Here is a 15,101-nt window from a genome sequence, read left to right on the forward strand (position 1 = left end):
TGATTATTGCAATTGAATTAGTAAGCATCAAGCATCTTTTTTGCTCACTTTTCTTTTTCTAGCCTTTAAAGCTTCGTTAAGTAAATATTCAATTTGCCCATTTGTACTCCTGAATTCATCTGCCGCCCATTGCTCAATTTCTTTCAGCAAAGCTGGATTAATTCGAAGTGCAAACGCTTTTTTATCTTTATCTGACATCAGTCTCAATCATTAATAGTTGATGTTTTTGCTTTAGCGTTTCTAAAGATTGGCGAAGTTGTTCTTTTTTTGCTGTGCTAAAAAGTAGTTTTTTTCCATTGTTAAGTACAATTTGAAGCCCTACTGAATCTCCATCAAATAGGAAGGCCTTGTCATTCCACTTAAACCAAAGTCGATAACGGAATCCCCATCCGCCGTATTCTCCCAAAGCGTCATAATGTCTTAAATAGGCCTTTTCAATTTCATTCCAAGTAATTTTTTTAGTTCTAGAGAAAGGCCAATATTTATAAGTAATCCCGTCGTTATTGATGTATAACAGCAAGTAATTTTGGTTGATGAAATAAGCCAAAAGGAATATAAATATAACTACAATAATAGGTAGGTAATAGATTTGTTGGAGTTCCACTAAGCTCATGCCGGTATCTCCCAAAAAACTAATACTTAAAATAATGATGGCCTGTATACCAAATAAGATATACAGCCACCATAAGTTGAGTTTTTGTTTTTCTTCGAATATCATTAGTTATATAAAGTTCCTGCATTAACCACAGGCTGTGCATTTCTATCTCCACATAAAACTACCAATAAATTACTTACCATGGCAGCTTTTCTTTCTTCGTCAAGATGTACAATTTCTTTTTCCGATAAGCGCTCCAACGCCATCTCCACCATACCAACCGCACCCTCTACAATTAGCTTTCGAGCTGCAATTACCGCTGCCGCCTGTTGTCTTTGAAGCATTGCGCTGGCTATCTCTTGCGCATAGGCCAAATGAGAAATTCTCGCTTCTATCACGTCAATTCCAGCTCTCGAAAGGCGTTCGTTAAGTTCTTCTTCCAATAGCGAATTTACTTTCTCCGCACCATCTTTTAACGTGATTTGGGCATTTTCGTCCTCCAAATTATCGTAGGCAAAGCTGTTGGCTAAATGCCTAACTGCCGCTTCGCTTTGTATGTTTACGTATTGCAAGTAATCTTCTACAGCAAAACTGGCCTTGGCGGTTTCGTTCACCTGCCAAACTATAACTGCAGCAATTTCTATCGGGTTACCCATCTTGTCGTTCACTTTCAGTTGCTGGCCGTTCAAATTTCTTGCTCGTAGCGATAGTTTTTTCTTTGTAGTAAGTGGGTTAACCCAAAAAAAGCCGTCTGATTTAACCGTGCCAACGTATTTCCCAAATAAAGTCAATACTTTCGATTCATTTGGGTTTACGATAATCAGCCCTGGTAAAACTAGTATAAAATCAAGCGTTAATAGGATGGCACCAACAGCAAATTGTTTGATTGCCAATAGGTATATGCCGGCAATAAGTAATACAATGGTGATGGCTAAGGTTAAATAGCCTGAAGGTGGTTTGATAATTTTTTCTGTTTGCATAATGATATTATTTTGATATCAATTTTAAGAAGAAATTTTCAGATATCCAATAGTTTATGGCGTAATTTTTAACTGTCAAATTTTAGCTTCTAGGCTATTGCCGAAATAAATGTTAATTTTGAATGAAACTAATGCATACTACAATTGGCAAAAATTAAAAAGAACTCACACAAAGTACTGTATCGCAAATATTCATCTAACTTTAAATATGTGATGATGGTAGTTTGCGTGCTGGTTATTACCCTTTACTTACCAAAACAGCCTAGGTTCAGATATGAATTTGAGAAGGGCAAAACTTGGTTAAATAAAGACTTGGTATCTCCATTTAGTTTCGCTATTTTAAAAACACCACAGCAAATTGCCGCTGATAAAAAGTTAGTGATAGATAACATTCTTCCCATCTATCAATATAATGAGGAGGTTTTTAAAGATCAAAGTGATGCTTATTTAAGTGAGTTTGATGTGAAGTGGAAATCGAATACGTTAAACGATGCCGAAAAAGAGATTAATCGACAACGATCTTTGGATATCCTTAAACTAGTTTATAATAAAGGTATCATCGATGTAAATCCTAAGCATCAAAAAAAGGAGCGCTATTATGATTTCTCGTTGTTAAAGAACAATGTTTCTACTAAAGTAAATTCGCAAGATGTGTTTACGGTGCAAAGTGCATTGGCTTTTCTAAAGGAAAACTTCAAATCTGGTGATGAAAGTATCAAAAAAACGGTGTTTGATTTAGCCGAAAGCCATATTAAACCCAATATCAATTTTGATGAATCGCTTACTGCAACCGTACAAGCCAATGCATTGAAAAGCATCTCTACCACTAAAGGGATGGTACAAAAGGGAGAGCTGATTGTTGCTAACGAAACTGTAATTGATGAGGAGGTCTACCAAAAATTGGTTTCATTCAGAGAAACTTACGATGCGCAAACCAAAACCGTAGGGGATGATAAGCTGGTATTTTTTGGGCAAGTTTTGCTAGTTGGATTTATTGTTACATTATTAATGGTGTTCTTATTTCTTTTTAGGAAAGATATTTATGCCGATAATAGACAATTGTCGTTGCTGATTTTGGTGATCACTTCCATGTTGCTGGTGCTCACTTGGGCTATTAAGTTCAATCTTTCTAACCTTTATCTTATTCCCTTCTGCATCGTTCCAATTATCATCCGCATTTTGTTTGATACCCGTTTAGCGCTTAACCTGCACTTATTGGTGATTTTAATTGCTGGATTTTTTGTGCCTAACAGTTTCGAATTTGTGTTTTACCAAACCACTGCGGGTATGGTAGCTATTTACAGCATTAAAAATTTGGTTAAGCGAGAGCAGTTGTTAATTTCTGCAGCATTTATATTAAGCGCTTATTTCATCTCGTTTTTAGGTATCACTTTGTTAAGGGAAGGCTCATTAACTGATATCGAATGGACCAATTTTTTGCCTTTCGTTTTTAGCGTACTACTATCATTGCTGGCTTATCCATTAATTTATGCATTTGAAAGGGTTTTTGGTATCACTTCTGACGTTGCGTTAATTGAGCTAACCAATACTAACAATAAGTTGCTAAGGGAGCTGGCTTTTAAGGCGCCAGGTACATTTCAACACTCGCTTCAGGTAGCTAATTTGGCCGAAGCAGCGATCTTTAAAATAGGCGGTAATGCGTTATTGGTTAGGGCGGGGGCATTGTACCACGATATTGGTAAAATGGAAAACCCTCAGTATTTCATCGAAAACCAAACTGGCGTTAGTCCACACGATAAAATGCCTTATGAACAAAGTGCGCAAGTGATCATCAGACACGTGCATAAAGGCATTGAAATCACTAGAAAAAATAAATTGCCAGAGTCGGTAATTGATTTCATCAGGACGCATCATGGCAACACAAGGGTAGATTATTTCTATCAATCGTTTCTTAAAAATTCACCCGAAAAGTTTATCGATGAAAACATTTTTCGTTATCCTGGGCCTATTCCTTTTTCTAAAGAAACCGGTGTTTTAATGTTGGCAGATTCGGTTGAAGCGGCATCAAGAAGTTTGAAAAATCCGGATGCTCAAAACATCAATGACCTTGTTGAACGCATAATTGACTATAAATTGGAGCAAAATCAGTTAGATAACTGCGATTTAACGTTAAAAGATTTAGAAACTATCAAGTTGATATTCAAGACGATGCTAATGAGCATCTATCATGTTCGCGTAGATTATCCAAAAACAGTGTAATTTTTTTTTTGCAAACATCAATGAATTGCTATATTTGCAACCTCGAAACGCAGTAATGCTGATCGAAAGGAGAGGTGCCTGAGAGGCCGAAAGGAACAGTTTGCTAAACTGTCGTACTGGTAACGGTACCGCGGGTTCGAATCCCGCCCTCTCCGCAAAACAAAGGTGATACCACCATCGGGGTGTAGCGTAGCCCGGTATCGCGCCACATTTGGGATGTGGAGGTCGTAGGTTCGAATCCTGCCACCCCGACAGAGACAATTTAAAAGTCGATTAAAACCCTTCAGATACAACATTTGAAGGGTTTTTTGTAAAATTCTATTTCAAGTAATTTCAAAGAAAATCAAGTTTATCATAAATAGCTGGCCTTCAAGTTAAGTATCATTCCTTTTGAATTTCTGATAGCAATTTATGCCGCTAATGCAATTCAATAACTGAAACCCGCCATTCACTTGTTGAGTATGCGGATTGAATGGTTTTTTGTATTTTTATTGCTAAAGCCATGAAGAATTGAACCGCACTAAAATCCATTTCTGCTACAGCGCTATGCTGCTATTTTATGTTCTCCTGCCTTTGCTGGCTCATGGGCAGGCCAACGGTTTGGTGGATACACTTTTAAAGAGACTTGAAAAGCCAAACCTGCCAGATACGGCGAAGGTAAATGCGCTGATTAAGTTGGGCAGTGCCTATTATGGTGCCAATCCTAAAAAAATGTTGGATTTTGCGCAACAAGCAACCTTACTTGCCGAAAAAGTGGGCTACCAGCAAGGGCTTGCTCAGGCTTACCGCCAATTGGGTATTGCCCAGTACACCATGGGTAATTTTGAGGCGGCTGAAAAGGGCTTTTCCAGCTCCTTGCTGGTTAATAGAAAGATGGGTGATCAAAAGGGTATTGCTGCCTGTCTCTCCAACTTGGGAAGTGTGAACATGGTGAGGAACAATTATCCTGTGGCACTAGACTATTACCAAAAGGCCATTCGTATCTCAGATGGGATGAACGACCAGCTGTCCAAGGGCATTAGCTACGGGAATATGGGTGTCATCTATAGCGAATTGCAAGATTACGACATGGCACTCAAACATTTTCAAGGGGGACTGGCTATCCATCAACAGATAAATTACGGCATCGGTATCGCTACTGCGCTCGGTAATATTGGCAACGTGTACTTTAAGCAGAAGAACTTTGCCAAGGCACTGGATTTTTACCAACAGTCCCTTGATAGGAATATAAAGCTTGGCTTAAAATTTAATGTTGCAAGGGAATATGGAAACCTAGCCAACACACAAACCGAATTACGGGATTATGACAGTGCCTTTGAAAATTACGCAAAGGCTTTGGAAATGAACGAAGACCTGAAGAACAAAAAAGGTGTCGCCGTAAATTTGCAGGGTATTGCCAACTACTATTTTCTTACCAGAAACTATCAGCAGGCGATCAACTATGCATTGCGAGCAAACGTGCAATCGGAAGAAATCAATATCTTCGATGTACAGAAAGAGAGTTTCAATACCTTGGCGGACAGTTACGAGAAGTTGGAGAAAGCCGATAGCGCTTATTACTACTACAGAAAATTTGTTGCTGTTAAGGATAAGATTGAGGGTGATGCCAATCGCAAGCAGGTGACTCGTTTACAACTGAAATATGAGTTCGATACTAAGGAGGAAAAATATAAAACTGCACAGCTTTTGGCAAACGAAAGGCTAAATCAGCAACAATTAATGCTATCGCTTAACCAAGCCAAGCTGATTGCCAGCAATAAGGAACGTGACCTGGTAAGGCTCAACTACCTTAAAACGCAGGCAGAACTCCAAAACCAAAGACTACAGCAAAAAGCGCAAGATAAGCAGCTGACCTTGGTACAAAAAGAAAAGGCCATACAAGAGCAGCGGGCCCTGTCTTTGCTGCAAGACCAAAAGCTGAAGGCATTGCATATTAAGCAGCTATGGTTGTACGGTATCATCGCTATTATTGGGGTAGTTGCCGTGCTAAGCTTCGTCATCCATAGATTGCGTATTGCTTCGCTAACCACTAAAAATGAGCTCGGACAGCAAAAGGCCCATCAACTACAGGCTGAAACACAGATGAAAAGTGACCTTAGGGAAGCCGAGATGCAAACCTTACGTTCGCAGATGAACCCGCACTTCATTTTCAATACCCTCAACTCAATCAACAGTTATATCATCCAAAGTAGGAGCGAAGCGGCCAGCGGCTATTTGACCACTTTTTCTAAACTGATGCGCAATGTGCTGGAACTCTCCAGAAATAAGTCAATTACGCTTCAGGCCGAACTGCAGACGCTTGAGCTCTACCTGCAATTGGAGGCATTGAGGCTGGAAAATAAGTTTTCCTACACCATCGCTTTGGCAGATGGTATGGAAGTGGAACTTCTCAGGATTCCGCCGCTCATCATACAACCTTTTGTAGAGAATGCCATTTGGCATGGGCTGCACAATAAGGCAAATAGCGGCCATCTACTTATTGGTATTAGTGAATTGGACGATGGACTCATCAAAATTGTGATTGAGGATGATGGTGTGGGGAGATTGGCCTCCTCCAAATTAAAACAGGGACAAAACAGCCATAAATCCTATGGGATAGATATTACCATCCACCGAATCCGAATGCTCAACGAAGCAAATCAGGTGAAGATCATAGATTTGTACGATCAAGAAAAAGCCGTTGGAACGAGAATAGAAATTTTTTTAAATACCTGACCCTAATGATCAAAACCATTATTGTTGATGACGAAAAGCATTGTATCGTAACGCTTACCCATCTTTTGGAGAGTTTTTCCGATGTGCAGATCGTGGCCAGTACGCAAGATAGTACCCAGGCAGCATCGCTTATTAGCAAGCACAGTCCCCAACTCGTGTTTTTAGATATCGAAATGCCTCAAATGAACGGTTTTGAAGTCATCGGTCAATTTCCATCACCTGATTTTAAAGTGGTGTTCACTACAGCTTATAACCAATATGCCCTTCAGGCCCTTCGGCTCAATGCTTTAGATTATTTGCTGAAGCCGATTGATAGGCAGGGCATTGCGGAAGCATTGGACAAATTTAACAAACACGAATTGAGCATCAACAATGATCAGGTGAAGAACCTGCACCTGTTTACCAATGGCAAAATGCAGGACACCATTGCCCTATCTACCACTCAAGGTTTATTGTTTGTTAAAATTGAGGATATCATGTATTTGGAGGCAGATAGCTGCTATACCCACATCGTAATGAATGATAAGTCAAGACACTTGGCCAGTAAAACCATGGCGACCTTTGAGGAAGTATTGACGGATGATCCATTATTTTTCAGGGCGCATAAGTCGAGTATAGTTAACCTGAAATACATTAAGCAATACATAAGGGGCGAAGGTGGAGACCTCATTATGCAGGATGGAAAAGCCATTGCCCTAAGCCGTAACCGTAAACAGGATTTTTTGGGATTGTTCAAAAAAGTTTAAATGGTGGTTGGCAACAGCAAATCAATAGGATTTATTACACTCGTTGTTGGTCTCGCCGTAATCCTGTTTTGGGGAGCAAATCTGTATAAAATCTGTTTACTACCCTTTACGGGCGTAACGGCCAATGCAAAAATAATTGGCTACAAAGTAAGTAGCAATGGCGCACGTAAGGTACAAAAGCCATCATCTGCCAAAAGATTTGCTTCGGGCCGCAGTCCGTTTTTTAGTTTTGTTGCAGCCAAAGGCGATACCGTGGTGAGCTATAGCGATGCGCCCCAATTATTCATCCTGTTTAATTATCATATAGGCGACGAGGTTACCATTGCCTATAGTCACGGAGCGCCAAATAAAGCCGTAATTGTAAATTGGCGAGAGTTTCCAGGTATTTTGCTAATGTTGGCCTTTGGTTTTTTGCTTTTGTTTGTTGGTAAAGATTATTTGTTTAAATAACCGAAGTGGTAGGTATATCGAAACCATCTTTTTATTGCTTCACACTTTATAAACTGCTTGTTGTCTGACGGTAACTAACGCCAGAATACGCATTTCAATAAGCCAATTTCGCGGTTTACTTACTAGCGTAAATGTAACTCATTTTAGTGGGCATCTTTGATAAAAAATATTGAGATGCAACGTTTGGCACTTATTTTATTCGTTTGTTTGGGTACGTTGGCATGCAACACGCCTTTTTACAGCACCGTAAATAACATGGCTGGCCAGCCTGCAACGTTGACCTTAAATAACGGGCAAATCCTGCATGGAAAAATCAGTATAAATTCTTTTGACAACTACAGTACTGTTAGCCATGTTGCTTTTGCAGAAGGTGTAAGTAGATTGTACGAAACCTATCGCTTAAACGACATTCGGTTCCTATTTGTGAACGGCAGCAGCTACAATGTGAGAAACCTGAAAGGGAATGAAATGTGGGGAGGTAACGCCCTGCGTTTCGTAAAGGAGCTTACACCGGCCAATAGCAGTCTGCAGTTGTTCGAAAATGAAGTGCTATGCAAAAGTGCCGACGGAACGCTGCACAGGGAGCAGCAGCTTTTTGTGCAATTACCGGGCAACGAATTTGAGGTGTACAATGCACAGAGTGATAAGTTTATCCCCAATTTTGATGTCAAGGTGCCAGCTTTTCTTGTCGCTTGCCAATCGCTTTGCGAAAAAATAAACGCTAAAAATAAAGACTTTTTCTATGCTTTCGTCAATCAGGGCGAAACCCGCCGTAAGCAGGTATGGATGAATATTGTTAACGCTTACAACCAATGTCAATAGCTTTTGTTATGAAAAAAAACTTCCAATTATTTTACGTTATTGTTTTGTTGATTACCACAGTAGTTTCTTGTAAAAAAAATGAAACGGTAACACCCAGTCCTGCACCACAGCCCACACCCATATTAAGCGAGGCAAAACAGCTGACTACCTTCGGTTTTTCCAAAGCAGACAATCCCAGTTTAAGTATAGATGTGGCAGCTGTAGTAGATGAAACAGGTAAAACGATTAAAGCTACTATGCCTTACGGCACTGATTTATCTGCACTAAAGGCCAGCTTTACGATTTCTGCCAAGGCTACGTTAAAGATTGGAGGCGTTGTACAGGTAAGTGGAGCTACAGCTAACAGTTTTCTACAAACACTTACAGTAACTGTTACTGCCGAAAATGGTACAACACAAAATTACACCATTGACATATCGGTTGCTCAACCACCAGCGGGAGGCAGCAATATCGTTGTTAAAAGGGAAGAATTTGCCCCGGGGCCACCGGTGCAAACCATACCTACTTTAACGGCAGATTATACTTACAATACATCAAATTTGCTCATAAGCTACAAGGACAATTATGGTACCTATTTATTTGACTATGATGCCAATGGGTTGCTGAAATCGCAAATTGTGAAGGACAACAATGGCAATACCAGCAACACCTATACCTATACGCTGAATGCGGCAAAACAAGTAACCATCATTGCTGGAACATATGGGCAAACCTTGGAAAACTTTACCTATGGTACTTCTGGAGCGCTAACCAAGTACACCAAGAGTTATTACGGTGTGGTTAAGGATACTTACGAATACACCACCGACAGTAAAGGGCGGGTAAAAACGGCAAAATATATAAGTGCTAATGATGCCGCAGGAACCTATACGCTGTACAATTATGAGTATTTTGATACCATTTATGATCCTGATCCAATGATCAGTGTGTTTATCAGGCCTGGAGTTCTTTACGGCATCGAACCAGCAACGGGCAAAGCTTATGCACTTAAAAGCTACAGCTCTCAGAAATACGATTTAAACGGCGCCATAGGTAGCAATACCACAAGAGTTTATGCCTATACCACCAATACCAATGGCTACATCGCCAGTTTGCCCGATGGCAGTGGGGGAGCGCTTTACAAATATACTTTTAAATAAAACTTAAATTTTAGTACAATGAAAAAACTATGCTACATTATGATCTTTTGGCTTGCAACAACAGTTGCGGTACAGGCACAAACTACGCCAGTCCAATCTAAATCTACAACGCCAAAAACCGTAAACAAAGATGTAAAGAAACTTGAAACGAAAAGTTCAAAAGCAGAAACTTTGATGGAGCGGGAACAAGAAGAAAAGAAAACAGAGGAGCAGGCCAAACCTAATCCTATGAAGTCAAAAGGTGGCGAAAAATCCTTAAATCCTCAGCCATTTCCACCGGCAAACGCTCCAGCAAAAAAAGTTCAAAACAGTAAGGTTAATAATTAGGCAGCAAAAAAATGAATTCAACATCAATAACTATACGTAGTTTAATACTGTCTGTGGTACTTTTTTTTACAATTTCGAGCTGTAAGAAAAAAGATGATCAAACTCCCGCTGCTAATTATCCGGAGGAAAATCCGCTTACTGCGTTTTTGGCTACCACAGGCCTGAACCAAAATAATGTTTCCTTCACCAACCCTACTTCTTTTGAAATGGGCTTTGGTTTTAAGCCAAAGGTTAAAGGCGTAATCAAGGGAATCACGGTAAAATTACCTTATGTAAATAGCTCGCTAAAGGTAACCATTTGGGAAAAGGCAACTGCAAATGCCATTAAAACGGTTTATGTAAATGTACCTAATGCCGATCAGGAAGTAAGCGTGGCCATTGCTGATTTGGAGCTGGTTAAAAATGCTGAATATGTTCTGTCCATTAATTCGAACAAGTTCTACAACCATAGGCGTACAGACATTGCCACAATAGTTTACCCTGTAGATGCTGGAAACATCAGCATTACAGGTTCTTACACCAGTAGTACAAACCCCGTAACCATTCCTTCAAATGTCCGTACAATAGAATTTACCGGCGACTACAGCTTTATTTTTAAGCAGACGGAATAGTACCAAAATCTTGCGAAGATGAAAAATAGCATAAATTGCCTAACCCTGTTAATACTTTTAGGCACAACACAAGTTTACGCACAAGCGGATATCCGCAAGAAAGCGGCAGTAGAAATCACAGCTGTGATGCGTAAAAAAGCTGACGCCGTTGGGATGCGGCCAATGTACGAAAGTGCCTTGGAAGCAGATAATGGCTACATCTATACTAAAAAAACGGCCCTCGACCAATTAAGTACCGATGCAATTTACATGAGTAAGGCAAAAAACATTCCCTTTGCTGTATATGGTGCCATTGCCTTAAAATACAGCGAGTTGGGTGCCATCCGCTCAGAAATTGGTTACCCGCAAATGGATGAGGTTAAAATGAAAGACGGAGCCTACCAGTTTTTTGAAAGGGGTGCCATTTATTGGAGTCCAAAAACCGGAGCCCACGTGGTCCGTGGAGATGTATTACAGCGTTACATGAACGAAAAATATGCTAATGGTTTTTTAGGATTTCCCACTGAAGATCTTAAAATTACGCCAGATGGTAAAGCCGCCTATTGTTATTTTGAAGGTGGTTGTATTTATAACAACAAAAAATATGGAGCGTTTGTGGTGGCTGGTGGAATTTTGCACAGGTGGAGTGAAGAACGTTACGAACGTGGTTTCTTGGGCTATCCGATTGCTGAGGCTAGGGCTGCTAGATTAGGCAGCAAAACAAATGAAATTACCCACTGGAGCCAAGAATTTGAGGGCGGCATGTTGGTGGCTAAAGCCGATGCTTCCCAAGTGCTGATGGTGCCCGGTATGAACATTCAGAACCCCAAAGACTTCCCTGGAATTTATGCCACCTACCGTGCCATGGGCGGCGTGGGAAGCTGGCTGGGCTGCCCCGTAGAAAAGGCCATACACGGCAGTGGCGTTTGGCTCCAACAATTTATGAGGGGCTACATTTACCGCAAAGATAATGATGCCATTGGTTACACCATTCGCAAAGGGCCCATTTGGAACGAGTTTGCAAAAAGAGGTTGGGAAAAAGGCTGCGGATACCCAACTGATAATGAAGTGGTGAAAGGAAATACCACTTATCAGGTATTCAGTAAGGGAACTATTTATTATTTAGGCGATGTAGCCCAAACGCTATGGAAAGAAGGAGACAACGGGCAGTGGTATCTTGACGGTAAGGGTAATAGCAAAGGTGCCATCTCCACTTATTAAAATTAAAAAATGAAGAAAAGCAAAATTCTTTTTTTGGCGAGTTTGGCCATTGGCCATTTCGCCCTAGCACAGAATAAAATCGATGCAAATTATAAGAAACCATCACTGGGCGGCAAAACCAACACAATCATTGCTAAAGTTCCATTTAATAGGGAGTTGATGATTAAGGTCTACGGTAAAAGCGAATCTGAAAAAGTTTTCGACAGGTGCCAAGCTGAATATGATGCTTTTGACCAAAACGGGGATGAGGTGTGGATTTATTCAGACGAGTTTTTCAACGGAGAAAAGAAAATTTTAAAAGTGGGCGATTATACGCTGTTGGGCAGTGCCACCACTAGGGAACTCGGTTCTAACTGGAACGACCGCATCAGCAGTATGCTTATTCCGCTTTCGCTAAAAGTGACGATTTTTATGGACGATCAATTCAAGGGATTGACCACATCCACGTCCGGCTATGGCGTTACCAGTATGGAAACAGGTGCTATGGGCTTCAAAGGGGATTACTATAGCTTCAAATCAGGGGGTAAATATAGTAAGGGCGGATTGTATTTTGTCGGTAGTCAGCCAGGTGCTGATTGGATCCTAGCTAATGATAACATTTCCAGCATCAAAGTTTATCGCTAAGCTGATGAACAAGGTATGGTGGCCGGCAATGTTACTTTTGCTTTATGGTACAGCTTGGTCGCAAACAAGTATTTGGAAAAAGTATGGGATGGACAATACCCAGTTCTATTTTGTCAAGTTACCGAACGGTGTCGATAACCATTCACTACAAGTGCATATAGTGAGCGCTTCAAACAAAAGACTGCCGAAGCAGATGTACTTTAATGGAGAGCAAATAGCGCAACAAAACCAGTTTATCCACATAGATAAGCAAACCAATATGCTTTATGGCCAAAGGCTGCCTTTCTTTTTTCCTGCAAATACATGGATATTCGCATTTAATTATTCCGATAATTTTTTATTAGTGGATAACGATATTAAAATCAAGATCACTACGAAGAATAGGGGATTAAGCGAAAGGTGGAAACTGCCGGCAATGTTTGACATGCGGCCCGATATGGTGCTTTCTATGAAGAAATATAACTCATTGTCACCAAATGAGCTGTCAGGAAAATACATACCCACCTTATCGCTGCAAAAAATAACCGAAGCTACTTTTTCTGATACTACCTTGGTTTACAATATTAAAAAGATACCAGTTGGAATAAAAATGATCTGTACCGGTATAAATGCCCAATCCCATTCTACTCAGGAGTTTGAGGTTAACGGTGCGCTACTTTATAAAAATGAGCTGTTCTTTTACGTGCCGTTACCAACTGTAACTAAGCCGTTGGCAAAATATCCAGACCAATGTAATGGCAAAATGACCGATGTAGCTGGCAACATTGGCTTTGCTAGCGGTTGTATCACCGGCAACGGAAGTGGGAAATGTGCGGGTATTTTGCAGCATGAAGCTACAAAGAGATATAGGGTTTCTATTATCTTAGAGCCATAAGCTAATTATGCGCCGTCTGCCATAGAATTAAAGTTTGCCGTTCCACGTACGAAAGCTTTTTAACAAGGTTTGTTATCGCTGGATACTTGGTAAATTTAGCTATATTAGATTGATGAAGGTGGAAGTGCAACTGGGATAGATGGATAAAAGCACCAATGACTTAATGAAACGGTAATGTTGTTAAAAGAGATCAAACCGAGCCCGCAGGTAGCTGAATTTGTCAGACTATACCGCATCATTGATTTCACATTTCCTGACAATGGGCCTATTCCTCCAAAATTGTACACCCCCAGACCAGAGCATTGCCTGCAGTTTTTTCTAACCCCTACCAACATTGATGTGATCGGAAAGCATACCAGTATTCAGCCAAAAAATGCATTACTTTCCGGGCAGCATACTTTTGTGAATAGCAGGACGGTATACAGGAATTTTCTGTCGCTACAGGTTGTTTTTGTGCCAGGGGCACTGTATCGTTTGTTTGGCCTTTCTGCAGTTGAATTAACAGATCACTTCATCGAGGCTGAGGATATTTTTGGCCTTGCAATAGAAGAAATAACACAGCGCCTTTACGATGCTGCCGGCCATCAGGAGATGATCGATATTGTTGAGGAATTCATCATGAAATTGGCCAGAAATACTAAACGTGTTGTTGCAGCTATTGATTTGGTTGCCCAACAAATGCTTAGTCTAGGTAGTTCGCTGGATGATTATGTCTCTGCTGCATTTCTTTGCCATCGCCAGTTTGACCGTCAGTTTATCAGAGGAATGGGGATTACGCCCAAGGAATATTTGAGGATCGTAAGGTTTGACCAGGCCTTCAGGATGAAAAATGCTTCGCCGCAAATGAGCTGGTTCAACATTGCCATCGCCTGTGGCTACTATGACTACCAGCATCTCAGTAAAGATTATAAGTCTTTTACCGGATATTCCCCTTCCAAATTCTTCGCCATGGATTCTCCCGAACGACAACTTGGATCGGAAGAGATTTATTAATGTCCATTTCTTACCACTAAGTTGATGGGTGGATTTTCGACTTTTATACCATCAAATCACAAACATGATGAAAAGGAGAAAATTTCTATTGCACAGTTTGGGTGCTACCATGCTCTTTATGCCTGGAAAATCAGCGTTGGCAAAATTTAGGTCTGATAAAGTACCGTTTAAGGTGTCAGCCGGTAGGGGACGTTTTAACGAGTCGTTCTTATACAAGGGCAAACATCCAAATGATATTAAGATTTCCGGTAAAGACACTGACGGGAAGTTGGCCATGTTTGAATACATAGGCTACGATAAGGTTGGTCCCTCGTTGCATGTTCATTTTGACCAGGACGAGGTTTTCTATGTAGTTGAGGGAAAATATCGGTTTGTAGTGGGGAAGCAAACCATTTTAATGGATGTTGGAGATACTATTTTTTTGCCGCGTAATGTGCCTCATACCTGGATACAACTGACCGACATAGGAAAGCTAGTCTACTTTGTACAGCCGGCGGGCAAAGCGGAAGAGTTTTTCAGAACGATGAATAACCTGAAGCAACAGCCTTCCAAAGAGGAAATTGATAGGATACATGAAGAATGCGGGATGAAAGTTGTAGGGCCACCCCTAAAACTATAGGCTGTAAAAAGTAGTATCACTGTTGATCTCCATCCACAAAAAATCGCATTTTGATAAGCCAAAGTCGCACTTGACTTATTGGAACTTTTGCTTATTAAAATGTGGTGTAGATTAGTAATACAAATTTAGGCTGCGGTATGATGGTATGTTAAATTAACTATCATTTCATAAAGCTAAATGTTGTCG

General features: G+C 40.5%; 16 protein-coding genes and 2 tRNA genes. 15 read left to right on the top strand and 3 right to left on the bottom strand.

Features of this window, described 5'->3' with window-relative positions:
• Positions 1-27 precede the first annotated feature (27 nt).
• Genes DUT68_RS00550 through DUT68_RS00560 form a run of 3 tightly spaced genes read right to left on the bottom strand, consistent with a single transcriptional unit; the run spans position 28 to position 1,575 of the window.
• The gene (locus DUT68_RS00550; RefSeq protein WP_113634784.1) at positions 28-198 is read right to left on the bottom strand and encodes a type II toxin-antitoxin system antitoxin; all 171 of its coding nucleotides are present in this window, start codon (positions 196-198) and stop codon (positions 28-30) included.
• Positions 188-718, bottom strand: a complete 531-nt coding sequence (locus tag DUT68_RS00555; RefSeq protein ID WP_113634785.1) for a hypothetical protein — start codon at positions 716-718, stop codon at positions 188-190. The genes DUT68_RS00550 and DUT68_RS00555 overlap by 11 nt, the downstream gene beginning before the upstream one ends.
• Complete coding sequence (locus DUT68_RS00560; protein WP_113634787.1) at positions 718-1,575, bottom strand: SPFH domain-containing protein; 858 nt, start codon at positions 1,573-1,575, stop codon at positions 718-720. Before DUT68_RS00560 ends, DUT68_RS00555 begins: the two co-directional genes overlap by 1 nt.
• A gap of 144 nt (positions 1,576-1,719) precedes the next feature.
• Between DUT68_RS00560 and DUT68_RS00565 the strand changes: the two genes are divergently transcribed.
• The 15 genes from DUT68_RS00565 to DUT68_RS00635 all read left to right on the top strand — a co-directional run bounded on the left by DUT68_RS00565 (position 1,720) and on the right by DUT68_RS00635 (position 14,915).
• Positions 1,720-3,795: an HD family phosphohydrolase gene (locus DUT68_RS00565; RefSeq protein WP_370738839.1), complete on the top strand. Its 2,076-nt coding sequence runs from the start codon at positions 1,720-1,722 to the stop codon at positions 3,793-3,795.
• Positions 3,796-3,863: 68 nt separating this feature from the next.
• Positions 3,864-3,950: transfer RNA gene (locus DUT68_RS00570), tRNA-Ser, on the top strand.
• Positions 3,951-3,973: 23 nt separating this feature from the next.
• Positions 3,974-4,047, top strand: a tRNA-Pro gene (locus tag DUT68_RS00575).
• A gap of 258 nt (positions 4,048-4,305) precedes the next feature.
• Positions 4,306-6,510 carry a tetratricopeptide repeat-containing sensor histidine kinase gene (locus tag DUT68_RS00580; RefSeq protein WP_113634791.1) on the top strand — a complete coding sequence of 735 codons (2,205 nt, stop codon included), beginning with the start codon at positions 4,306-4,308 and terminating at the stop codon, positions 6,508-6,510.
• A 5-nt stretch (positions 6,511-6,515) separates the two neighbouring features.
• The gene (locus DUT68_RS00585) at positions 6,516-7,256 is read left to right on the top strand and encodes a LytR/AlgR family response regulator transcription factor (RefSeq protein ID WP_113634793.1); all 741 of its coding nucleotides are present in this window, start codon (positions 6,516-6,518) and stop codon (positions 7,254-7,256) included.
• Positions 7,257-7,706, top strand: a complete 450-nt coding sequence (locus DUT68_RS00590; protein WP_113634795.1) for a DUF3592 domain-containing protein — start codon at positions 7,257-7,259, stop codon at positions 7,704-7,706. It begins immediately after the preceding gene.
• A gap of 174 nt (positions 7,707-7,880) precedes the next feature.
• Positions 7,881-8,528, top strand: coding sequence for a hypothetical protein (locus DUT68_RS00595; RefSeq protein ID WP_113634796.1), 648 nt, complete (start codon positions 7,881-7,883; stop codon positions 8,526-8,528).
• A gap of 8 nt (positions 8,529-8,536) precedes the next feature.
• Positions 8,537-9,667, top strand: a complete 1,131-nt coding sequence (locus DUT68_RS00600) for a hypothetical protein (RefSeq protein WP_157960740.1) — start codon at positions 8,537-8,539, stop codon at positions 9,665-9,667.
• Between the two features lie 18 nt (positions 9,668-9,685).
• Positions 9,686-9,994, top strand: coding sequence for a hypothetical protein (locus DUT68_RS00605; protein ID WP_113634799.1), 309 nt, complete (start codon positions 9,686-9,688; stop codon positions 9,992-9,994).
• Positions 9,995-10,005: 11 nt separating this feature from the next.
• Entirely contained in the window at positions 10,006-10,605 is a 600-nt protein-coding gene (locus DUT68_RS00610) for a DUF4082 domain-containing protein (protein ID WP_157960741.1), read from the top strand.
• 18 nt (positions 10,606-10,623) lie between these two features.
• A complete protein-coding gene (locus DUT68_RS00615) occupies positions 10,624-11,805 on the top strand; it encodes an LGFP repeat-containing protein (RefSeq protein WP_113634803.1) in 1,182 nt (393 codons plus the stop codon).
• A gap of 9 nt (positions 11,806-11,814) precedes the next feature.
• Positions 11,815-12,429 (top strand): hypothetical protein, encoded by a 615-nt coding sequence (locus DUT68_RS00620; RefSeq protein ID WP_113634804.1) that lies wholly within the window; start codon positions 11,815-11,817, stop codon positions 12,427-12,429.
• On the top strand, positions 12,395-13,303 hold the full coding sequence (locus DUT68_RS00625; protein WP_113634806.1) for a hypothetical protein: 909 nt from the start codon (positions 12,395-12,397) through the stop codon (positions 13,301-13,303). Before DUT68_RS00620 ends, DUT68_RS00625 begins: the two co-directional genes overlap by 35 nt.
• A 174-nt stretch (positions 13,304-13,477) precedes the next feature.
• Positions 13,478-14,296 carry a helix-turn-helix domain-containing protein gene (locus DUT68_RS00630; protein ID WP_113634808.1) on the top strand — a complete coding sequence of 273 codons (819 nt, stop codon included), beginning with the start codon at positions 13,478-13,480 and terminating at the stop codon, positions 14,294-14,296.
• A 67-nt stretch (positions 14,297-14,363) separates the two neighbouring features.
• Complete coding sequence (locus DUT68_RS00635) at positions 14,364-14,915, top strand: cupin domain-containing protein (RefSeq protein WP_113635440.1); 552 nt, start codon at positions 14,364-14,366, stop codon at positions 14,913-14,915.
• Positions 14,916-15,101 lie beyond the last annotated feature (186 nt).

Source organism: Pedobacter zeaxanthinifaciens (assembly GCF_003313335.1).
GTDB classification, from domain to species: Bacteria; Bacteroidota; Bacteroidia; order Sphingobacteriales; family Sphingobacteriaceae; genus Pedobacter; species Pedobacter zeaxanthinifaciens.

What these genes read in the sequence shown, in the direction of transcription:
- DUT68_RS00550 (WP_113634784.1), bottom strand. Translation starts at nt 198, where the DNA reads ATGTCAGATAAAGATAAAAAAGCGTTTGCACTTCGAATTAATCCAGCT.
- DUT68_RS00610 (WP_157960741.1), top strand. Translation starts at nt 10,006, where the DNA reads ATGAATTCAACATCAATAACTATACGTAGTTTAATACTGTCTGTGGTA.
- DUT68_RS00595 (WP_113634796.1), top strand. Translation starts at nt 7,881, where the DNA reads ATGCAACGTTTGGCACTTATTTTATTCGTTTGTTTGGGTACGTTGGCA.
- DUT68_RS00555 (WP_113634785.1), bottom strand. Translation starts at nt 718, where the DNA reads ATGATATTCGAAGAAAAACAAAAACTCAACTTATGGTGGCTGTATATC.
- DUT68_RS00625 (WP_113634806.1), top strand. Translation starts at nt 12,395, where the DNA reads ATGATAACATTTCCAGCATCAAAGTTTATCGCTAAGCTGATGAACAAG.
- DUT68_RS00620 (WP_113634804.1), top strand. Translation starts at nt 11,815, where the DNA reads ATGAAGAAAAGCAAAATTCTTTTTTTGGCGAGTTTGGCCATTGGCCAT.
- DUT68_RS00560 (WP_113634787.1), bottom strand. Translation starts at nt 1,575, where the DNA reads ATGCAAACAGAAAAAATTATCAAACCACCTTCAGGCTATTTAACCTTA.
- DUT68_RS00605 (WP_113634799.1), top strand. Translation starts at nt 9,686, where the DNA reads ATGAAAAAACTATGCTACATTATGATCTTTTGGCTTGCAACAACAGTT.
- DUT68_RS00600 (WP_157960740.1), top strand. Translation starts at nt 8,537, where the DNA reads ATGAAAAAAAACTTCCAATTATTTTACGTTATTGTTTTGTTGATTACC.
- DUT68_RS00585 (WP_113634793.1), top strand. Translation starts at nt 6,516, where the DNA reads ATGATCAAAACCATTATTGTTGATGACGAAAAGCATTGTATCGTAACG.
- DUT68_RS00630 (WP_113634808.1), top strand. Translation starts at nt 13,478, where the DNA reads ATGTTGTTAAAAGAGATCAAACCGAGCCCGCAGGTAGCTGAATTTGTC.
- DUT68_RS00615 (WP_113634803.1), top strand. Translation starts at nt 10,624, where the DNA reads ATGAAAAATAGCATAAATTGCCTAACCCTGTTAATACTTTTAGGCACA.
- DUT68_RS00590 (WP_113634795.1), top strand. Translation starts at nt 7,257, where the DNA reads ATGGTGGTTGGCAACAGCAAATCAATAGGATTTATTACACTCGTTGTT.
- DUT68_RS00635 (WP_113635440.1), top strand. Translation starts at nt 14,364, where the DNA reads ATGAAAAGGAGAAAATTTCTATTGCACAGTTTGGGTGCTACCATGCTC.